General features: G+C 68.7%; 17 protein-coding genes. 14 read left to right on the plus strand and 3 right to left on the minus strand.

All coding sequences use genetic code 11. The annotated features are described in order from the left end of the window. Positions 1 to 6 precede the first annotated feature (6 nt). Both AC1DW0_RS00515 and AC1DW0_RS00520 read right to left on the minus strand, forming a co-directional pair. A complete protein-coding gene (locus AC1DW0_RS00515) occupies positions 7 to 855 on the minus strand; it encodes an ABC transporter ATP-binding protein (RefSeq protein ID WP_457354607.1) in 849 nt (282 codons plus the stop codon). A gap of 1 nt (position 856) precedes the next feature. Beyond that, entirely contained in the window at positions 857 to 2,035 is a 1,179-nt protein-coding gene (locus tag AC1DW0_RS00520; protein WP_457354605.1) for an MlaE family ABC transporter permease, read from the minus strand. Between the two features lie 92 nt (positions 2,036 to 2,127). On the opposite strand from AC1DW0_RS00520, the gene AC1DW0_RS00525 reads away from it, so the two are divergent. The 13 genes from AC1DW0_RS00525 (at position 2,128) to AC1DW0_RS00585 (ending at position 16,904) form a co-directional block, all read left to right on the plus strand. Then, entirely contained in the window at positions 2,128 to 4,338 is a 2,211-nt protein-coding gene (locus AC1DW0_RS00525) for a phospholipase C/P1 nuclease family protein (protein ID WP_477944411.1), read from the plus strand. Between the two features lie 88 nt (positions 4,339 to 4,426). Further along, a complete protein-coding gene (locus AC1DW0_RS00530; RefSeq protein ID WP_477944413.1) occupies positions 4,427 to 5,062 on the plus strand; it encodes an RNA polymerase sigma factor in 636 nt (211 codons plus the stop codon). Next, the gene (locus AC1DW0_RS00535) at positions 5,062 to 5,673 is read left to right on the plus strand and encodes a zf-HC2 domain-containing protein (RefSeq protein ID WP_477944415.1); all 612 of its coding nucleotides are present in this window, start codon (positions 5,062 to 5,064) and stop codon (positions 5,671 to 5,673) included. Before AC1DW0_RS00530 ends, AC1DW0_RS00535 begins: the two co-directional genes overlap by 1 nt. Next, a complete protein-coding gene (locus AC1DW0_RS00540; RefSeq protein ID WP_457391159.1) occupies positions 5,670 to 6,875 on the plus strand; it encodes a S8 family peptidase in 1,206 nt (401 codons plus the stop codon). The genes AC1DW0_RS00535 and AC1DW0_RS00540 overlap by 4 nt, the downstream gene beginning before the upstream one ends. Beyond that, positions 6,875 to 7,585, plus strand: a complete 711-nt coding sequence (locus AC1DW0_RS00545) for a TorF family putative porin (RefSeq protein WP_056197309.1) — start codon at positions 6,875 to 6,877, stop codon at positions 7,583 to 7,585. Before AC1DW0_RS00540 ends, AC1DW0_RS00545 begins: the two co-directional genes overlap by 1 nt. Before the next feature lie 73 nt (positions 7,586 to 7,658). Next, positions 7,659 to 8,108 carry a hypothetical protein gene (locus AC1DW0_RS00550; protein WP_056197307.1) on the plus strand — a complete coding sequence of 150 codons (450 nt, stop codon included), beginning with the start codon at positions 7,659 to 7,661 and terminating at the stop codon, positions 8,106 to 8,108. Then, positions 8,105 to 9,187, plus strand: coding sequence for a hypothetical protein (locus AC1DW0_RS00555; RefSeq protein WP_056197306.1), 1,083 nt, complete (start codon positions 8,105 to 8,107; stop codon positions 9,185 to 9,187). The genes AC1DW0_RS00550 and AC1DW0_RS00555 overlap by 4 nt, the downstream gene beginning before the upstream one ends. A 25-nt stretch (positions 9,188 to 9,212) precedes the next feature. Next, the gene (locus AC1DW0_RS00560; RefSeq protein ID WP_200955280.1) at positions 9,213 to 10,850 is read left to right on the plus strand and encodes a B12-binding domain-containing radical SAM protein; all 1,638 of its coding nucleotides are present in this window, start codon (positions 9,213 to 9,215) and stop codon (positions 10,848 to 10,850) included. Then, the gene (locus AC1DW0_RS00565) at positions 10,834 to 13,269 is read left to right on the plus strand and encodes a radical SAM protein (protein WP_477944419.1); all 2,436 of its coding nucleotides are present in this window, start codon (positions 10,834 to 10,836) and stop codon (positions 13,267 to 13,269) included. Before AC1DW0_RS00560 ends, AC1DW0_RS00565 begins: the two co-directional genes overlap by 17 nt. After that, positions 13,266 to 14,090 (plus strand): class I SAM-dependent methyltransferase, encoded by an 825-nt coding sequence (locus AC1DW0_RS00570; RefSeq protein ID WP_477944421.1) that lies wholly within the window; start codon positions 13,266 to 13,268, stop codon positions 14,088 to 14,090. The genes AC1DW0_RS00565 and AC1DW0_RS00570 overlap by 4 nt, the downstream gene beginning before the upstream one ends. Positions 14,091 to 14,092: 2 nt before the next feature. Next, entirely contained in the window at positions 14,093 to 15,493 is a 1,401-nt protein-coding gene (locus tag AC1DW0_RS00575) for a B12-binding domain-containing radical SAM protein (protein ID WP_457354586.1), read from the plus strand. Continuing rightward, on the plus strand, positions 15,490 to 16,236 hold the full coding sequence (locus AC1DW0_RS00580; protein ID WP_477944423.1) for a methyltransferase: 747 nt from the start codon (positions 15,490 to 15,492) through the stop codon (positions 16,234 to 16,236). The genes AC1DW0_RS00575 and AC1DW0_RS00580 overlap by 4 nt, the downstream gene beginning before the upstream one ends. Continuing rightward, entirely contained in the window at positions 16,233 to 16,904 is a 672-nt protein-coding gene (locus AC1DW0_RS00585; protein WP_477944425.1) for a hypothetical protein, read from the plus strand. The genes AC1DW0_RS00580 and AC1DW0_RS00585 overlap by 4 nt, the downstream gene beginning before the upstream one ends. Here AC1DW0_RS00585 and AC1DW0_RS00590 read toward each other — a convergent pair. Continuing rightward, entirely contained in the window at positions 16,894 to 18,030 is a 1,137-nt protein-coding gene (locus AC1DW0_RS00590) for a glycosyltransferase family protein (RefSeq protein ID WP_056197291.1), read from the minus strand. The genes AC1DW0_RS00585 and AC1DW0_RS00590 overlap by 11 nt on opposite strands. Positions 18,031 to 18,113: 83 nt before the next feature. On the opposite strand from AC1DW0_RS00590, the gene AC1DW0_RS00595 reads away from it, so the two are divergent. Next, positions 18,114 to 19,862, plus strand: a complete 1,749-nt coding sequence (locus AC1DW0_RS00595) for an ATP-binding cassette domain-containing protein (protein ID WP_162247786.1) — start codon at positions 18,114 to 18,116, stop codon at positions 19,860 to 19,862. Positions 19,863 to 19,883 lie beyond the last annotated feature (21 nt).

The following is a 19,883-nucleotide window of genomic DNA, read 5'->3' on the forward strand; positions in this document are numbered from 1 at the left end:
GGCTTTTCAGGCGGTTTGTTCTTCGCGAAGGACGGCGGGAATGCCGCCCTCATCGCTCGTGTCGTCCAGGCTGAGGCGGAAGCGCCGCACATCCTCCTCGGCGCAGCGCTCGACATGGCCGAGGAAGAAATTGCGCACAAAGGAATGCGGCAGTCGCGCCACCTCGGACAGTGGGCCGCTGGCGATGATGCGCTGGTCGGCCAGCACGGCGACGCGGTCGACGACGGCGAACAGGGTGTCGACATCGTGCGTGACCATGACGACGGTCAGGCCCAGCTCCTGGCGCAGGCGCCGCAGCAGCTTGACGAACTGCTTGGCGCTGTCGGGGTCCAGGCCGGCGGTGGGTTCGTCCAGGAACAGCAACTGCGGGTCAAGGATCAGCGCCCGCGCCAGCGACACGCGCTTGACCATGCCGCCCGACAGCTCGGCCGGGCGCTTCAACGCGTCCTCGGGCTTGAGGCCGACCTGGGCCAGTTTCAGCATGACCAGCGGCTTGACGAGGTCGGCCGGCACGCTCTTGAGCTCGCGCAGCGGCAGGGCGACGTTGTCGTAGACGCTCAGCGCCGAGAACAGCGCGCCGGCCTGGAACAGCACGCCCCAGCGGTAGCGCACGCACTCCAGGTCGCGCACCGCGCAGCGGCCCAAGGGGTGGCCGAAGATCTTGACGCTGCCGGCCTGCGGTACCTCCAGGCCGAGCAGCAGGCGCAGCAGCGTCGTCTTGCCCGAGCCCGAGCCGCCGATCAGCGCGACCACCTCGCCGCGGTGCACGGTCAGGTTGAGGTTGCGATGGATGACGTGGCCGCCATAGGCCGTGGTCACGTTCTCGACTTCGATGATGGGTTCTGGGTTGTCCATTTCAGACCCCGAGGTTGGAGAAGAGAACCGCAAACACCGCGTCAACGACGATGACCAGCGTGATGGCCGTGACGACCGACTGCGTGACGCTCTGGCCCAGGCTCTCGGTGTTGGGTTTCACGCGCAGCCCGAAATGGCAGGCCAGCAGCGCGATCAGCCCGCCGAAGAGGATGGACTTGACCCAGCCCAGCCACAGGTTCACCGGCTCGACGACACTGGGCAGGATGTGCACGAACTGCATCGGGTCGAGCTTGAGCTGGGCGCTGGCCGCCGTCATGCCACCCAGTAGCATCAGCCCGCTTGTCCACAGAGCCACCAGCGGTAGCGAGATGGCCAGCGCGATGACCTTGGGCGCCACCAGGCGCACGGTGTGCGAGATGCCCATGACCGACAGCGCGTCCAGCTCCTGCGTGACTCGCATGACGCCGATCTGCGCCGTCATCGCCGAGCCCGAGCGGCCGGCCACGATGATGGCCGCCAGCAGCGGCCCCAGTTCGCGCAGTACCGCCAGGCCGAGGATGTTGATGACGAAGATGTCGGCGCCATAGGCCTTCAGCTGGCGCGAGATCAGGTAGGACAGCGTCAGCCCGACGAGAAAGCCCACCAGGGCGGTGATCGGCAGCGCCTGGGCACCGGTGCGGTAGACATTGGCCGAGATCTCGCGCCAGCCGATCAGCGAGGGGTGGCGCAGCATCTGCACGAAGTCCAGCAGCAGGCGGCCGATGAGGGCGACGATGTCGACGCCATGGCGGGCGAAGGCCAGGGTCTTCAGGCTGGCCAGTTCCAGCCCGGGGCCGAGGCTGCGCTTGCGCTTCGGGAAGGCGCCGGGCTGCATGAACTGCGAGAACAGCGTCACATGCTCGGGCAGCCACAGCAGCCGCCGCGGCGGCTTGCGGCCCCAGCCCTGCCACAGCGTCAATGCGCCGGCGGTGTCCAGCCGCCCCAGGGCACGCAGGTCCCACAGCGCATCGGGGGTCTCGGTGACGGCGGCGGCCACGCGCTGGCGGAATTCCACATAGCGCTCGCGCAGGGCCAGCACCGTCCAGTCACCGCTGACCCGCCATTCACGGCCGCTGCCGGTCTCGCCACCGCCGGACTGCAACTGCGGCTCGGCGTCGGATGCGCCGCCGGCCCAGGCCGAGGTCAGGGTGTCCAGGGGCAGGGCGCCGGCTTCGCTCATGGTGCAACGATAGCGCCTCCCAAGGCTTGATGAGGCGGCGGGGGCCGGGGCTTGATAGCGTCCGGCCGTTGATCCGCCCTGCGAAAGACCTTATGGACCGCTTCATCCGCCGCGCCGACCCCCGCACCCTGAGCGTGCGCGACCTGCTTGAAGCGCGCGACCAGTACCACGTCCACATCGCCAACCTGCCGACCGTCATCGGCACGGCCATGGGCCGCTACCGCATCCGGCTGGACGACCCCAACTACGCCGACGAGCATGCCGAGCAGACCGGCAAGGAGCTCGGCCCCCGCACGCTGGACAACAGCAATTTCCGGCCCTGGTCCTGGCCCTGCGTGCTGGTCTTCGTCACCGAATGGCTGGACCGCAAGACGCTGTCCCGCCACCCCGAGCTGGCGGTGCCGCCGGTGCTCTACCTGCCCGACGGCCGCCAGGTGCGCACCTGCCCCGTGCTCGTGCAGCGCCGCGTGGCCAACCTGCCGCCGGCCGACACGGCCCTCTATGCGGCTGACAAGTTCGGCCCCAACTTCCAGGTCCATGTGGCCGACCAGGGCGCGACCCGCATGGGCGTGGCCTCGGCCATCGTCGAGGACGGCGCCTGCGCCTTCGCCCTCGTCAGCCGCCACGTGACCTCGGGCACCGAGCCCGGCGCGCCGGTCTTTGCGCTGCCGCGTGGCAAGAAGGTCGGCATCGGGCACATCACGTCGCGCAGCGTCGACGCGCTGCCGCTGGCCGACATCTACCCCGGCTTTGCCGGCCGCGATACCCGGCTGACGCTGGACGCCGCCCTCGTCAAACTCGACAGCATCGGCTCGACCAATTCCCAGTACCTGGGCGTCGGCGGTTTCGGCCCCGTCATCGACCTGAGCTCCGACAAGATGAGCCTCAACCTGATCGGCTGCCCGCTGTTCACGGAGCTGCCGGGTGGAATCCGCACCGAGGGCTGCGTGCACGGGCTGTTCTACCGCCATGCCAGCGTGGGCGGCGTGGACGCGCTGGCGGAATTCCTCATCGGCCCGCGCCGGCCGGGCCAGACCGTGCAGACGCGCCCGGGCGACTCCGGTGCCGTGTGGTTCTGGGACGAGGTGGCCGACCGCACCGCCAAGGACCAGGGCGCCCCTGCGCCGGTGAACTTCCGGCCGCTGGCCGTGCAATGGGGCGGCCATGGCTTCGGCGCCCTGCATTCGAACCGCGCCACCGAATTCGCGCTGGCCACCGGCTTCAGCTCGCTGTGCAAGGCGCTGAATGTCGAGCTCGTCGAGGACTGGCGCAGCGGCCAGAGCCGCTACTGGGGCAAGGTCGGCCACTACAACATCGGCTATGCCGCCTGCTTCGCGCTGCAGACGGCCAAGGCCAAGGCCGTCTTCAAGGCCAATGCGACGGCCATCGGCGTCAGCGACGAGGACATCACCGCTGGCAAGCTGCCCGGCGCCACGCAGACATCGAAATTCATCGCCCTGGCCGATGTGCCCGACCTGGTCTGGCGCAGCACCCGAGGCAAGGACAAGGCCAACCACTTCGCTGACATGGACGAGCCCGGCCGCGGGCCCGCCTTCCAGGGCAGGACGCTGATCCAGCTCTGGCAGCAGGACCCGGCGTCGCGCGACCCGCAGGTGTGGGACCAGTTCTACAGCAGCATCGACCCCGCCCGCAAACCCGCGCACCGTGGCGCGCTGCCGTTTCGCGTTGCCGAGCTCTACAAGGTCATGGTGCAGGCCGCTGCCGCCAAGCAGCTCGACGCCTACGTCTGTGCCGCCGGCGTGCTGGCCCACTACATTGGCGACGCCTGCCAGCCCCTGCATGTCTCGCAGCTGCACCATGGCCAGCCGGACGACGCCGACGACGACAAGGTGCATGCCGTCTACGAGGACGACATGCTGAACCAGGCCGCCGACGAGGTGGTGGTCGGCGTCAAGCAGCGCGTGGGTGCGGCGGTGAAGCGCCCGTTGTTCACAGGCCCCATGGCGGCGGCGGACGCCGTCGTGCAGCTGATGCGCCGCACCATCGAGGAGCTGCCGCCCGAGGAGGTGCTGGAGGTCTACCGCCGGGTTCATGGCCGTGGCCAGTCGGCGGCGATGTGGGCCGCATTGGGCGAGCGCACCATGAACCGCATGGCTGACGGCGCCGTCACGCTGGCGACGGTCTGGCAGTCGGCCTGGAAGGAAGGCAAGGGCGAGCAGAACTTCACCGCGGCCACCTGCAAGCTGCCCGTACCCACCGTACGCCTGAAGAAGCTCTATGACACCAAGGGCTTTGCCGAATCGCACTGGCTGCATGAGATGACGTTGGCCGGCCTGGCCTAGCCCCCTGAGCCGGGGGCTCGCTACCATCGCTTTGAACCTCCTGGCACCGAGCCGGGACTCATACGCAATGGAACCCCGTGTGGCGAGCATGTTGAAGTGGCCCAGCATCAGGAAAAAGCGCGATGACGCCCCGTCGGCCCCGGCTGCTTCTGCCCGCGGGCCGGCGGCCGAGGTGCTGGAACTGGCCTTGCTGGAGGGCATCAAGCGCGGGCAGCGGGCGGAATTCGACGCCCTCTATCGGGTTTACCACCCCCGGCTGTGGCGCTTTCTGTCGCATCTGATGCGCCAGCCGGAAGCCATCGAGGAGGTGCTGAACGACACCCTGATGGTCGTCTGGCAGCGCGCCGACAGCTTCGACGGGCGCAGCAAGCTGTCGACCTGGATCTTCGGCATCGGCTACCGCAAGGCGCTGAAGGCCCTGAGCCGCCAGGACCTGCCGGTGGACGGCGACAGCGTCGAGGAGCCGACCGACCCCGGGCCAGGACCCGAGCAGCGCCTGGGGCTGGAGCAGCTGCGCGGCCGGCTGCGCGGAGCGATGGCCGAGCTGTCGCCGGAGCACCGCGCCGTCGTGGAGCTGTGCTATTTCCATGACATGGCCTATGCCGAGATCGCCGATGTCGTCGGCTGCCCGCCCGAGACCGTCAAGACACGGATGTTTTATGCCCGGCGCCGGCTGCGCCTCCTGCTCGACGATCTCGCCGGGCTGGAGCAAGGAGAACTGTGATGAGTGTGGTGATTCCGATGGAACATGACGAGCATGCCGCCGTGCAGGCGCTGCTGCCCTGGTATGCGCGCGGCCAGCTGGGCGAGGATGAGACCGGCCAGGTGCAACGCCATGTGCTGCATTGCACCGCCTGCCGCAACGAGCTGGCAGCCGAGCAGCCCATGCAAACGCTGCTGAACGTGGCCGGTACGCCGCTGCAGGGCGGTGACGTCGAGGCGGGGCTGGCGAAGATGCATGCGCTGATGCAGCTTGCCAAGCCAAAACCTGCCCGTGCGGCGCGTTGGATGCCCTGGGCCCTGGGCCTGCAAGGTGCGGCAGTCGCGTTGTTGCTGGCCCTGGTGCTGGCGCCGCGCCCCGACGAGCCGGCCTACCAGGGCCTGTCCGCCAGCGGCAGCGTGCCGGTCGTGGCGGATGCCTTGGTGATGTTCAAGCCCGGCACCACCGAGAAGGCGGTGCGGGAACTGCTGCAGGCCCAGGGCGCCGGCGTCGTCGCCGGGCCCACCGAGACCGGCGCCTGGCTGCTGCGTGTCGACGCCCGGGGCCTCGCCGCCCTGCGCACGGCTCCCATCGTCGCCCTGGCCGAGCCGCTGCAACCGGGGCCGGCTCAATGAGACTCTGGCTGCGCTTGCTGGTGCTGCTGGCCTGCTGCCTGACCGGCGGTGGCGCCCATGCCCAGGCCGAGGACGCCCAGCGCCAGGTCCTCGTCATGCTGCAGCTGCCCAAGGCTCATTACCGGCCCGACGGCAGCTATGCGGGCACCTATGGCGAGGGCGTGGGCCGGCAGTCGCGCCAGCAGGTCGCCCAGTCGCTGGCCCAGGCCCACAAGCTGGAGATGCGCAGCGAATGGGCCATGCCGCTGGCCGGCGTGGACTGCTTCGTCATGCGCCTGCCCGAGGGGGACACGCGCAGTTCGGCGAAGGTCGCCGAGGCTGTGGCCGAGGACAGGCGCGTCGCCTGGGCCCAGCCGGTCAGCCTGTACCGCGCCCAGGGCAGCCAGCAGGAGCCGCTCTACCAGGCCCAGCCGGCTGCACGCCAGTGGCATCTGGCCGAGTTGCACCAGTTGGCCACCGGCCGCGGCGTGCGTGTGGCCATCGTCGACAGCGGCGTGGAGGCCGGCCACCCCGACCTCGCCGGCCAGGTCGCCCTCAACGAGAACTTCGTCGACGACAAGGCGCCGCCGGCTGAAGGCCACGGCACGGCGGTGGCCGGCATCATCGCGGCGCGGGCCGACAACGGCCTGGGCATCGCCGGCATCGCGCCCCAGGCCCGGTTGCTGGCCCTGCGTGCCTGCTGGCAGGCGGCTGGCACTCAGACGCTGTGCACGAGCCTGGGCCTGGCCAAGGCCTTGTACGCGGCCATCCAGCAGGGTGCCCACATCATCAACATGAGCCTGGGTGGGCCGGACGACCGCCTGCTCGCGCTGCTGCTGGACCAGGCCCAGGCGCGCGGCGCCACGGTGGTCGCGGCGATGCCGAGCGAGAACGGGCCCTTTCCGGCCAACCATCCCGGCGTGCTCGTCGTCGGCCTCGCGCCGCCACTGCCCGCAGGCGCCGTGATCGCGCCGGGGCGTGACGTGCCCAGCACGGCCGTGGGCGGTGGCTGGTCGTTGGTATCGGGATCGTCCTTCGCGGCCGCGCATGCGACCGGCCTGCTCGCCCTGGTGCGCGAGCTCGACGGCACACGCGGCACCCTGGCGCTGAAGACGGCCCTGGTCAACACCACCCAGGGCCGCATCGACAGCTGCGCGACGCTGGCCCGCCACGCCGGCACTCGCGGCCCAACCTGCACGATGCTGGGGCAAACTGCCGATTGATGTTTCCCCCCGCGCACCTGGCCCGACTGACGACGCTGGTCGCCACGCTGCTGGCCGGCGCGGGCGCAGCCTGGGCGGACGTGGGCGGCACGCTGTCGCTGCAGACGGATGCGCGGGAGCGCGGCATGTCGTACAGCGCCAACCGTCCCAGCGCCCAGCTTGGCCTGGCCTGGGACGGCGAGGCTGGCTGGTATGGCGGGGCACAGCTGGCGCATGCTCGCTTTTCCCAGCGGCGTGGCGCCGCGCTGCAGCTCTATGGCGGCCGGGTCTTCGGCCTGGCGCCGGGCCTGGACGGCGAGGCCGGCATCGTCGCGCATGCCTACGAGAACGTGTCGCGCTACGACTACCAGGAGGTCTATGCCGGGCTGCTGGGGGAGCGTTGGAACCTGCGCGCCTATGTCTCGCCCGACTACTACGGCATCGGCCAGCGCAGCGTCTATGCCGAATTCAACCTGCGCTGGCCATTGGCGCGGGGCGTGGCGGCCTTGGGGCATGTCGGCCTGCTGCACGGCCGCGGCGGCCGGGCCTCGCCCTATGCCGAGCCGCATGGCGCGACGCGTGCGGACCTGCGCCTGGGTGCGTCCTGGCAACTCGGCGCGAGCAGCGATCTGCAGCTTGCCTGGACAGCAGCCGGCCGCGGCGGCCCCTACACCTGGACGGACGCGACACGCCGGCGCGCGCTGGTGCTCGGCCTGACGACCGCGTTCTGAATCCCTAGCTTGCCTTGAACCTGCGCTGCAGGCGCTGGCACTCACGCCGCAGTGAAGCCAGGAAAGGGCAGTGATGAGGATCTCGAAACCATGGGTGGCTGCGCTGGGCGCTGCAGCCGCTTTGATCGCGGGTTGCGGCGGCGGCAGCGGTGAAGGGCTGGACGCCAACGGCCGGCCGCTCGGCGAGGGCGACGACCCCAGCGGCCCGATGACGGCCAGCTTCAGTTCCATCCAGTCGCATGTCTTCACGCCCGTCTGCACGGCCTGCCACGCCGGCGCGGCCGCGCCCCGCGGCCTGCGGCTGGACGCGACCAACAGCTTCGCGATGCTGGTGGGTGTATCCAGCGGCGGCGTGCCGGCGCTCAAGCGCGTGGCGCCGGGCGATGCGGACAACAGCTACCTGATCCACAAGCTCGAAGGCCACCAGGCCGTCGGTGCGCGCATGCCGCTTGGCGGCCCTTATCTGGATGCCCAGACCATCGGGCTCATTCGCCAATGGATCAACAACGGAGCCCAGAAATGATGGCCGCACGACTGCTTCTCGGCCTGGCCCTCGCGCTGCTGTTCTCGGCCGTAAAGGCCGAGCCCTATCTCGCCATCCGCGCCGGCCTCAAATGCGTGGCCTGCCATGTGAACCCCTCGGGCGGCGGCCTGCGCAATGCGGTGGGCAACACCTTCGCGCAGAACGTCATCCCGGCCAACGCTTTGCCCGACGCACTGCAGGGCTGGACCGGCTCGCTGCTGGATGATCGCCTGCGCCTGGGTGGCGACCTGCGCACAGCGACGACGCGCACCTCCGTCTCGGGCCAGCCCACGCGCAGCGTCGGCGGTACCGAGCAGGTGCGCCTGTACGCCGATGTGCAGCTCATCAAGGACTACCTCGGCGCCTACCTCGACCAGCAGGTAGCGCCCGGCAAGTCCGAGCGCCAGGAGGCCTATGTGCGCCTGCAGACGCCCGGCCTGGGCTGGTATGCCAAGGCCGGCCAGTTCTACCTGCCCTTTGGCTGGCGCCTGCAGGACAGCCTGGCCTTCGTTCGCCAGCTCAGCGGGGTCAGCATGACCGTGCCCGACAAGGGCCTGGAGCTGGGGCACGAGAGCGATGACTGGTCCCTGCAGCTCGTGCGCAGCAACGGCCCTGGCAACACGGGCAATTCCAACGGCCACCAGACGACGGCCCAGGCCATCTGGATGCAGCCCTGGGGCCGCGTCGGCGCAGCGGCCGCGCAGGTCAAGTCGGCGGCAGGCAACCGCCAGGCTTACGGCCTCTTTGCCGGCACGACGACCGGGCCGGTGGCCTGGCTGGCCGAGATCGACATGGTCAGCGACGCCGGCTACCCCGAGGGCAAGCGCAAGCAATACGCGACGCTGCTGGAGGCCAACTGGCTGGTGCAGCAGGGCCACAACCTCAAGCTCACCGGTGAGTACCTCGACCCTGACCGCCGTGTGGCCCACGACAACAAGGTGCGCTACAGCCTCGTCTACGAGTACACGCCCTTCGCCTTCGCGCAGCTGCGCGCGGGCTATCGCAAGTTTGGTGGTATCCCGCAGAACGCCATCGACAACCGGCGGCAAAGCTTTGTCGAACTGCATGGAATGTTCTAGCGTCATCGGCCCAAAGACGGCGGGCGTGAGTGCCGATCCCGAGGTGCAAGCGGCGGTGGGTGTGCCGATGCATTTCTACGGGAGGCGCAAAGGCTCGTCGCCGGCGGTTGGGGGTGCCGCTGCCTCCGCCGCCGTCCCGACGCTGCGGCCTAAGCCAGCCATTCTGCTGTTTAACCCCTGGGCGACCCGCACAGGCCGCGTACCCAACAGCTTGCTGCACATTGCGGCGGCGCTGGGCGACGGCTATGACGTCGAGCTGGTCGACGGCAACCTCGAGCCAGATCCCTGGGTGGTGATCGAGAGGCTGCTGGCTTCCGGGCGATTCGGTTTTTTCGGCTGTACGGTGATGCCTGGACCGCAGTTGCGGCAGGCGGTGCCGATCACTCGCCAGGTTAGCGAGCACTTTCCCCTGGTCGTCACGATCTGGGGCGGCTACTTTCCATCCAACCATCCGCAGGCCGTCCTTCAGTCGGGCTGGGTGGACTACGTCGTGCAATCGGCCGGCGAGGGTTCACTGCCGGCATTGCTGGCGGCGTTGTGCGCGGGCCGTTCGCCCGACCAGATCCCCGGGCTGATTTTCCAGCGGAGTGGCGAAGTGGTGCGCACCGGCAAGGCCCCGCTGCCGAACCTCGACAGTCAGCCATCACTGCCGCTGAAACTGCTGGCCCGGCGTCATCCGATCAAACGCTATCTGCCGCGCACCTTCCTTGGCCGCCGGACCCATGCCATGCACACCAGCATGGGCTGTCCGTTCATGTGCGCGTTCTGCGCCGTGGTGCCGCTCTACCAAGGCCGCTGGGTGGCGCGCTCGGCCGAGCTTGTCGCCGACGACGTGCTGCAGATGCGCGACATGCATGGCGTGGATGCCATCGAATTCACCGACAACAACTTCTTTGTTGCCGAGAAACGCGTGCGCGCCTTCGCCGAGCGCATGCGTGGGCAGGGCGTGACCTGGTGGGGCGAAGGTCGCATCGACACGCTGGACCGCTACAGCGACGAGACGTTGTCGCTGATGCGTGAAGCGGGCTGCCGCATGATCTTCTTCGGCGCCGAAAGCGGCGACGACGAAGTGCTGGCCATGGTCGATAAGGGTGGGCGCCAGTCAGGCGAGCAGATCCTGCGGTTCGCCGCCCGCCTGCTGTCGTTCGGCATCATTCCCGAGTATTCGTTCGTGCTGGGCTTTCCCCGGCCCACCGAGGCCGAGGTCTGGGCGCAGATCCACCGCGACATCAGCTTCATCCGGCGCCTGAAAGACCAGAGCCCGGCGACCGAAATCATCCTCTACATCTACAGCCCGGTGCCCACCGAGGGCAGCACGCTGCAGCAGCACAGCCAGGCCGCGGGATTCCGCTTCCCGAGCACGCTGGAGGAATGGGTCAGCCCGTCATGGGAGTCCTTCGACTTGCATCGCAATCCGCTGACACCGTGGCTGACGACCGCAATGGTGCGCCACATCCATGACTTCGAGACGGTGATCAACGCCCGCTACCCGACGCGCACGGATTTCACCCTGGGCGAATGGGGCCGCCGAATGATGCAGTTGGCGTCACTGCCGCGGTACTGGAGCGGCCTGTACAGGCGGCCGCTGGAATTGAAGGCGCTGCAGCGCCTGCGCCGATACACGCGTCCCGAGGTGGAGGGGTTCTATGCTGAAGCCAACTGAAGCCGTGACGGCACAGATACCCTCGCTGGATGCGGCCCAGCAAGCGGTGCTGAGGGCACTGGCATATCGCCAGGTGTTCAACAGCCCGCTGTCTGCCGATGAGGTCTGGCGATTTCTTGACACGCCGGGCGTGCCGATCAGCGAGGTGGCGAGTGCGCTGCAGCGGTTGCAAACGGCTGGCCTGGTGGCCAGCCATGACCGATGGTTTTGGATCGCCGAGATGGACGATCCGATTGCGCGCTGGTCAGCCAACCGCGACCGTGCCGACGCGGCCATGCCTCAAGCGCTGGAAGTGGGCCGTGGCCTGATGCGCCTGCCCTTCGTGGATGGCGTGGCCATTTCCGGATCCTTGTCCAAGCGGTCGCTGGCCGAGGACGGGGACTTTGATTTCCTGATCATCACGCGGCCGGGGCGGTTGTGGCTGGTCTACGTCTTGTTGCGCTTCTACCGCCAGAAGTTGCCCGCACCGCAGATGCTGTGCTCGAACTACCTGCTGGCTGGCCACAAGCTGGCACTTGAGCGGCGCGACGCCTTCACGGCGATGGAGCTGGCCACGCTGTATCCCGTGGCGGGGTGTGATTCGCTGACGCACCTGCAAAAGGCCAACCCTTGGGTGGACGACTACCTGCCGAACCGGGCAGTGCTGCAGAGGCCGGCAGAGCCAGCGCGTACGACTGGTCGCCGTTTCAGCGAGATGGCATTGGGAGGGGTGCTGGGCGCGTTGCTGGACTGGTGCGCGTGGAAGCTGATCCACCGACGGCTCCGTCGCAATATTGCGCAGCTGTCATCTCTGACGGCGCGGCGGAGCATGGAGCTCAGCCGCGATGTGGCCAAGCTCCATACCTCGGAGTGGAAGTACCGCATTCTTGAGCGCTATCAGGCGAATCTGGACCGATTGCAGCGGCAGGCGGGCGGGGCCATCACGCGCCACACCGTCGACGACACCGTATTGGTCGCCTCGGCCTACTACTACCGGCTCGATCCCAAGCAGTGGCAGGCGGGCAAGCCGTATCCGCCCCTGGGCACCTTGTACGCGGCCGGGCTGGTGCGCAGTTTGGGCTTCAAGACGCATGTGTTCGATGCGGGGCTCGCTGAAAGTGAGCTGTCCTTCCTCTGTCGGTTAGAGCAGGAACGCCCGGAGTTCGTGGTGCTGCAGGAGGACGGCTTCAACTATCTGACCAAGATGTGCCTGGACCGCATGCGCGAAGCGGCCTTGCAGATGGTGCGCCTGGCGCGTGCCTTTGGGGCACGGGTCGTCGTTTGCAGTTCTGATGCCACCGACTTCCCCGAACCCTATTTGCGCGCCGGCGCGACCGTTGTGGTGCGCGGCGAAAGCGAGGCCACGCTGGCTGACGTTCTGGGGGCCTGGCGTGACGGCCGACCGTGGGCCGACATCCCAGGGCTGGCCTATCTGGAGGACGACCGTCTGGCGCGATCGCCGGTGCGCGCACCCATCACCGACCTCGATCACCTGCCTCCTCCGGCATGGGACCTGGTCGATCTGGAGCCTTACCGGGAGGTCTGGGAACGTCGGCATGGCCACTTCTCGCTGAACGTCGCCACCACACGCGGTTGCCCCTACGCGTGCAACTGGTGCGCCAAGCCGCTCTATGGAAAACGCTACACCGTCCGTTCCCCGGAGCAGGTGGTTGATGAGCTGGAGCTGCTGGTGCGACGCTACGGTGCCGACCACTTCTGGATCACCGACGATCTGTTCGGGCTGAAGCCGGGCTGGGCGCTGCGCTTCGCCGCGCTGGTGCAGGAGCGCCGCCTGAAGATGCGCTACACCATCCAGACCCGCGCCGATCTGGTGCTGCGCGATGCCGACGACCTCCAGGCATTGTCCCGCTCAGGCTTGGAGACGGCCTGGATCGGCGCCGAGAGCGGTTCGCAGCGCATCCTCGATGCGATGGACAAGGGCATCAAGCGGCCGCAGATCGACGGCGCTGTGCATGCGCTGAAGCAGCAGGGCGTGAAGCCCGCGTTGTTCCTGCAGTTTGGCTACCTCGGCGAGACGGCCGACGACATTCAGCTAACGCACCAGATGTTGGACGATCTGCAGCCCGATCAGATCGGCATTTCGGTGTCCTACCCGCTACCAGGCACCGTCTTCCACGACCGCGTCAAGGCGCAGATGGGACATAAGACCCACTGGCTTCACAGCAACGACCTCGCGCTGATGTTCCCCGGGACCTTTTCTCCGGCGTTCTACCGGCACTTGCATGTCTACACGTCGCGGCGCTTCCAGATCGGGCGTTGCTGGGCAGTGTTGCGCGGGCGCCTACCGGCGCCCAGCCGCGGGGGCAGGCTTCGTGCGCTGGCCTCGCTGCTGCGCGCCACGCCCGCGCTGCTGACCGCCCGAATCGGCATGGGGCGCGAACAGCGTCTGCCGGCACCTGCACCGGCGGTGGCACCATGAGTGCAGCCGCCTTCGACGTGATGGCGGTCGACTACGACCGTGATTTCACCCACAGCCTGGTGGGCGCCGCGCAGCGCCGCATGGTCTGGGAGGTTCTTGACGACTGCCTGCGCCAGCACGGTCGGCCCTGCTTGGTGCTTGAGCTGAACTCCGGCACGGGCGAGGACGCTCTGCACATGGCCCGCGCCGGTCATCGCGTGGTAGCCACCGACGTGTCGGGCGAGATGTTGCGAGTGGCCCGCGACAAGCTCGAACGTGGTGGTCTCGGTCTTCTGGTGCAGACGCGGCAGCTGGACCTGCAAGCGCTGGCGTCCGGTGAGGTGAGGGCGCAGGACCTGGGTGGCCCGTTCGACCTCGTGTTCTCCAACTTCGGCGGCCTGAACTGCGTGTCGCCCGAGGCGCTGCGGGCGCTGGCCGCGCCGCTGGCTGCCTGCCTGGCGCCACAGGGGCAGGTCATCGTCGTCGTGATGCCGCGCTTGTGCCTGTGGGAAACCGCGTGGGCCTTGTTGCACCTGCAGCCGCGCCGCGCCATGCGGCGTTGGCGCGGCGGGCCGGTGCCGGCCCAACTGGGCGCCGGCCAACCGCCGCTGTCGGTCTGGTACCACGGTGTGGGCGACATGCAGTGCGCGCTGGGTGAGCACTTCCGGCAAGAACGGGTGCGCCCGATCGGGCTGGCGGTGCCGCCGTCCTACCTGGAGCCGCTGGCCCGCCGTGCACCGCGCTGGCTGGCGCTGATGGAACGGATCGAGCGCCGCTGGCTCACGGCGGCCTGGGGCGCCCATCTGGCAGACCACGCATTGATCCAATGGCGCAGGCGGTGACGATGAGCCTGATCCTCACTCACGGGTATTTCATTGCCGATGACGCGATTGAGCAGCGCATCATGCGGCCTTATCCGCCGCTGGGCCTGCTTTCCATCTCGGCATGGCTGGACCGCGAAGGCGTCGACCACCATGTCGTCGACGCCACGTTTCTCGATGCCGACACCTTCGTCCAGCGTGTGCGGGCGCTGCGCCCGCGCATGATGGCCTTCTACGTGACGTTGATGACGCGGCACTCGGTGCTGCGGCTGATCGCGGCGCTGGGCGGCGCAGAAGATAGCCCGGTCATCGTGCTGGGCGGGCCCGACGTGCGCCACAACGCCGCCGACTACCTCAGCCATGGTGCTCACCTGCTGGTGGTCGGCGAGGGCGAGCAGACGATGGCCGATGTAGCGCGGCTGCCTGCAGCCGCCTGCAGGGATGCCGCGGCGCTGGCGGCCATCCCCGGCCTGATCCATGCCGATGCGCAGGGGCAGCCGGTGTTCACCGGCGAACGCCGCTTCGTGCCTGAACTGGACGAACTACCCGAGCCGGCACGGCATCGCATCGATCTGCGGCCATACCTCAAGGCTTGGCGCGATGCCCATGGCCAGACCTCGCTGAACGTCAGCACCCAGCGCGGCTGTCCCTACAAGTGCGCCTGGTGCAGCCGGGCCGTGTACGGCACCAGCTACCGCCGCCGTTCGCCGCAGCATGTGGTGGCCGAGCTGCGCACGCTGGTGGATCGCTACGCACCCGATCAGTTCTGGTTCGTCGACGACGTGTTCACGATCAACCACAACTGGCTTGCCGGGTTTGCCGAAGCGCTTGATGCCGCGGGCCTGCGCATCCGCTACGAATGCATCACGCGGGCCGACCGCATGAACGAGCGCGTCGTGGAGTTGCTCTCGCGCACTGGCTGCGTGCGCGTGTGGATCGGCGCCGAGAGCGGTTCGCAGCGCATCCTGGATGCCATGCAGCGCCAGGTCCGCGTCGAGCAGGTCACCGCCATGATCCGCGCGGCCTCGGATGCGGGCATGCAGACCGGCACCTTCCTGATGCTCGGCTACCCGGGTGAAACCGAATCGGACATCGTCGCCACCGAGCGCTATTTGCGCGATGCGCGGCCGGACCTGTTCACCGTGACGCTGGCGTATCCCATCCGCGGCACGCTGTTCCACGACCAGGTGGCAGACCAGACCACGTCGCCGCCGTTCGATCAGGGCAGCGACCGCGACCGGCGCTACCCGCGCACCTACAGCGATGACTACTACCGCCATGCCGTGCGCCTGCTCACCCACACCCATGCCGTGAGCACCGCGCCGCGCCCCTTCGGCGCCCGCGCACTGGCCCATCGCGTGGCGTGGTGCCGCTCGCGTCTGGGCATGTGGTGGCATCGTCGCAATGGGATGCAACCCGCGTGAGCGGCCCCGAAACGCGCTGGGGCCTGCCGCCCCATGGCCTGCTGGCACGCCTGCTGCGCGGCCCGGTGCGGCGGGCCGTCTCGCCGTGGCTGCGGGGCCGCATGGCGCGTGCCGGTCGCACCGCGCAGCATTGGCGCCTGGGCCGCTTGCGGCTGCGCATCGACCCGGGCGTCTTCCCACCGGGGCCGACGCTCAGCTCGGCCGTCTTCGTCCGCTGGCTGCTCTCGGACGAGGGTCCTGGCCCATGGCCGGGCCGGCGCGTGCTCGACATGGGATGCGGCAGTGGCGTCATCGGCCTGGCACTGGCGCAGGCCGGCGCTCAGGTCATTGCGTCGGACATCAATCCTGTTGCGGCGGCGAATACCACAGCCAATGCGCAGGCCAACGGGCTGGCGCTGACGGTGGTGGTGGCCGACCTGCTGGCAGGCATCCGCACGTCCACGCTGGATTGCGTGGTGATCAACCCACCCTACTACGCACGCTCACCGCGCTCGATGCCGGAGCGCGCTTGGTTCTGCGGGGTGGGGTTCGAGTACTTTCATGCGCTGTTCGAGCAGTTGGCGGCACTGGACCTGACGCACACGGAGGTGCTGATGGTGCTGTCAGAAGATTGCCAGGAGGATGGCATTCGCCAGGCGGCCAAGGTGCATGGGCTGCAGTTGAAATTGCGGGGTAGGCGCCGGAGCTGGCTGGAATGGGCGGCCATGCTGCAAGTGGTGCCGGCGTTGGAGGACGTCCGGTGAGCGCACGCGGGCTGATCATCCAGATCCACGTGGTGTTGTCATGCGGGGCGATGCTCTGCTGGCTGGCCGCGCTAGCGGCCTATGCCGGTGCCTGGCGCCGGCATCACAGGCTGATCGGCCGCACCTTCATGGGGTTGGTCGTGGCCAGCATGGTGTTGGCCGTGGGCATTGCCGTGGACGCCCGCAACCCATTCGGCGCCGTGACCTCGTTGCAACCTCTGGTGCTGTGCCTGAGTGCCGGTGCTCAGTTCCTTCGTTCGCGCTGGGTCGTGCGCGCACTCGGCTGGGTGGGTTTGTTGGTGGCGGCCGGCGTGCTGGCAGGCACTTGGGGCCTGCTGAACTCGCACCGGCTCATCGACGTGATCGCCTTTCCCTGGTCTGCACTGACGCAAGGTGCACTTGCGGTCAACGATCTGCGCACGGCGCCGGGGCCGCGCTGGCGAGCCCACGGCCATCGCATGCTGGCGGCGGGTTGGTTCTACCTTGCGGAAGTGGGCATCTTGACCCTGGATCCGCATCCCAGCGTCATTGCCTGGATGATCGCGGCCATCATGCCGATCGGCGGGGTGTTGTGGGTGCGCCGGCAACCGAGGAGCTTTGGACCGGCTGGGCCGGCCTTGACAGCAGGAGGGGCAAATGGAGCCTCGACTTCATCGCTCAGCGCCTAGCCCGGACCTCGTCGATGAGCTGCACCGCGCGGTGCAGACTGGTGTGATCCCGGTACACCCGCTCCAGCGCGCGACCGGCGACGCGTTCACGCGCCGGGCGATCATCCAGCCAGCGATCAAAGGCATCGCGCATCGACGTCGGTCCTCGCGGCACGGCAATGAGTTCATCCTCATCGAAATGCTGTCGGGTCAGGGGACTGAGTTCGGTGATCTGGAAGGTGGCGCTGGCCGCCGCTGCATAGACGCGCTGGGTCAAGTCTGCGGCGCTGTCGAGCAGCGGAGCAACCAAAGGGGCAAGCGACACGCGAGCCATCGCTTGGTGGCGAGCATGCTCATCGACCGGCAGCCGCGGCACGCCGAACCCCCACGTCTCAAGCTCACCGAACAGGCCGTGGTGCCGCGCGAGGATATGGCGCATCGTGTGCCACACGGCACGGACCCGCTGCGGATTGGCCACCGACAAGTGCGCGTAGTCGAACACGCGCTCGCAGGCATGTGGCCGGTCGCGGAACGGGCTGGCCGCCTGAGGCAGCCACACGAAAGGCTTGCCCAGGCGCATCCATGCAACTGCCGAACGCTGCATGAAGGGCTCGGCATGCAGCGACAGCAGCAGGTCTGCGCCGGCACCGCTGGCCGTGCGATCAAGCCGCCGCGCCTCGGCCGCACTCAGCGGTGCGCACGATTCGGCCACGTCGCGCGCGGGAATCAGCAGCCGCGTGCAACGCGACGGGTGGTCCATGCCGGTGGCCTGAAAGCGTTGATGCAGCCGGTCGGTGTCCAGCCCCAGCAGCAGCGTCGGCCGGAAGTCGGCCGCCAACGCCGGCGTCAGCCTCTGTTCATCGTCGATGCGCAGCACCACCACACCGATGTGTTGCAGCGCGCATCGCAGATCCTCGAACCACACCCACCCGGCCGGCGATGGCGGCGTCACCAGCAACACCCGTTCGCCGCAGGCGGCCCGAACCCGGCTGAAGCGGGCCAGCGTCTGCGCTTGCAGTTCAGCGCCGCGCTGATGCAGTCCGGCATCGGGATGTTCGGGTGGCCGGGGCTTGTTGCGCCATTGGCCAGCAGCGAGGCAGGCCTGGATATGGCGGCGCATGAAACGCAACTGCACTTTGCCGCCCATGTCCTGCCATCCCACTGTCTTGTCCGCCTCGCCCAGCTGTTTCCACTATGCCATCGCCGAGCCCAGCCTCGGGCCGAGATTTGATGTCCGAACACTCCTTCAATGCGCAGACGACGACGCCACCCGACGTCGCCTCGCTGGCTCGCCGCCCTCGGCAGGTTGCGCCGCAGCCCGCCTGGCAGCCGGGGCGGGTGGTCCGCTCGCTGTGGCGGCTATTCGCGGTGCGACCGGTGGCCTTGTGTGGTGGGCTTTTGGCCACCTTGCTGCGGGCGGGCACGCTGCTGCTGGTGTCGATCGCCATCGGCCGCGCCGTCAGCGGCAACGCAGTCGCGGTCTGGGCGGTGGTGGCCTGCCTGGCCTTGCTGGCGGCAGCAGCACTGGGCTATGTCGGGCAGCGTCTCGTCATCGATGCCGTGCAGGACGGGCTGACCCATGTGCGCGAGCGGCTGGTCGAGCGGCAATTGGACTTGCCGGTGGACATCGTGCATCAACAGGGCGTCGAGCCTTTCGTGATGGCGATGACGCGCCATGGCGAGCTGCTCGGTCAGATGGCCCGGGCCTGTTTCGGCACCCTGCTGCCCGGAGCCATGCTGGTGCTGCTGTGCCTGGGCGGCATCGCGGCGATGCTGCCGGCGCTGGCCGTGCCGCTGATCCTCGCACTGGCGCTGCTGGGGCTGACACGGCGACAGCTTTCACGTCGCCTGGCAGGCCAGATGGCTGGCGCGCACGTTGCCATCGACCAGTTGTATGAGCAGTTGGGCGGCACCGTCCTGCGCCACGAGCTGGCGGTCAGCCAGGCGAACGAACATCACGAGCGTCAAGCCTGCCGGCAGAGCGTTGCGCGCACCCATGCGTTGACGCGTGCGCTGGCCAGGATGCAGACCTTTGCAGCCGAGCTCGACGCGCTGGTGCTGGGCCTGGCGCTGCTGGGCCTCGTCGTCTGGTTGACCATGGCCGGCGGTGCCGCAGTGTCGGGCGCGCAGCTGGCGTCGGTGCTGTTCCTGCTACTGGCGCTGCGCGGCGCCTTGCAGAGCCTGTTGCGCGCGTCGCAGGAGATGGCTCAGGGCGTGCCGGCGCTGGACAGCATCGAGCAGCTGCTGGCCATGCCGCCTGGGCCGGCGCATCACGGCCGTGTGCCGCCGACGCACTGGCGCATGACGCTGGAAGGCGTGAGCCACCGCGCCGGCAAACGAATGCTGGTTCGCGACGTCGATCTTGCCCTGGAGCCCGGGCGCGTGACCGTGGTGACCGGCGCCAACGGCGCGGGCAAGACGACGCTGTTGCGTCTGCTGCTCGGTCTGGCCGAAGCCGATGGCGGCGCGATCCGCGTCGATGGCGTGCCGTGGGCGCAGATTGATCGGTCGGCGTTCCGGCGCGGCGTGGGCTACCTGCCGCAGAACGCCGTGCTGTTCGCCGGCACTGTCTACGACAACATGGCCTATGCGGCGCCCGGTGTCACGCCACAGGCCGTGCAAGGCATGGCGCATGCGCTGGGTCTGGACGCGCGGCTGAGCGCGTGGGCCGACGGTCTGCACACCCGGTTGGGCCCGGGCGGCAGCCCGCTGTCCGGTGGCGAGCGCCAGCGGGTGGCCCTGGCCAGGGTGCTGCTGCGCGCGCCGCGGCTGCTGATCCTGGACGAGCCGACCAACCACCTCGACGGCGCCAGTTCACAGGCCCTCGTCAGCCTGCTGCGCCAGGCGCCCGGCCGCCCCGTGGTGTTCATCGTCAGCCACGATCCAGCCCTCATCGCCCAGGCGGACCAAGTATTGGAGATGGTCGCCGGGCGGTTACAAGCGCGAGGTCCCGTGCCCGGCAATTCGCCAGCCGGGTAGCACGTGCCGCAATGCATCTCC

The organism is Roseateles sp. P4_D2, from assembly GCF_056401875.1.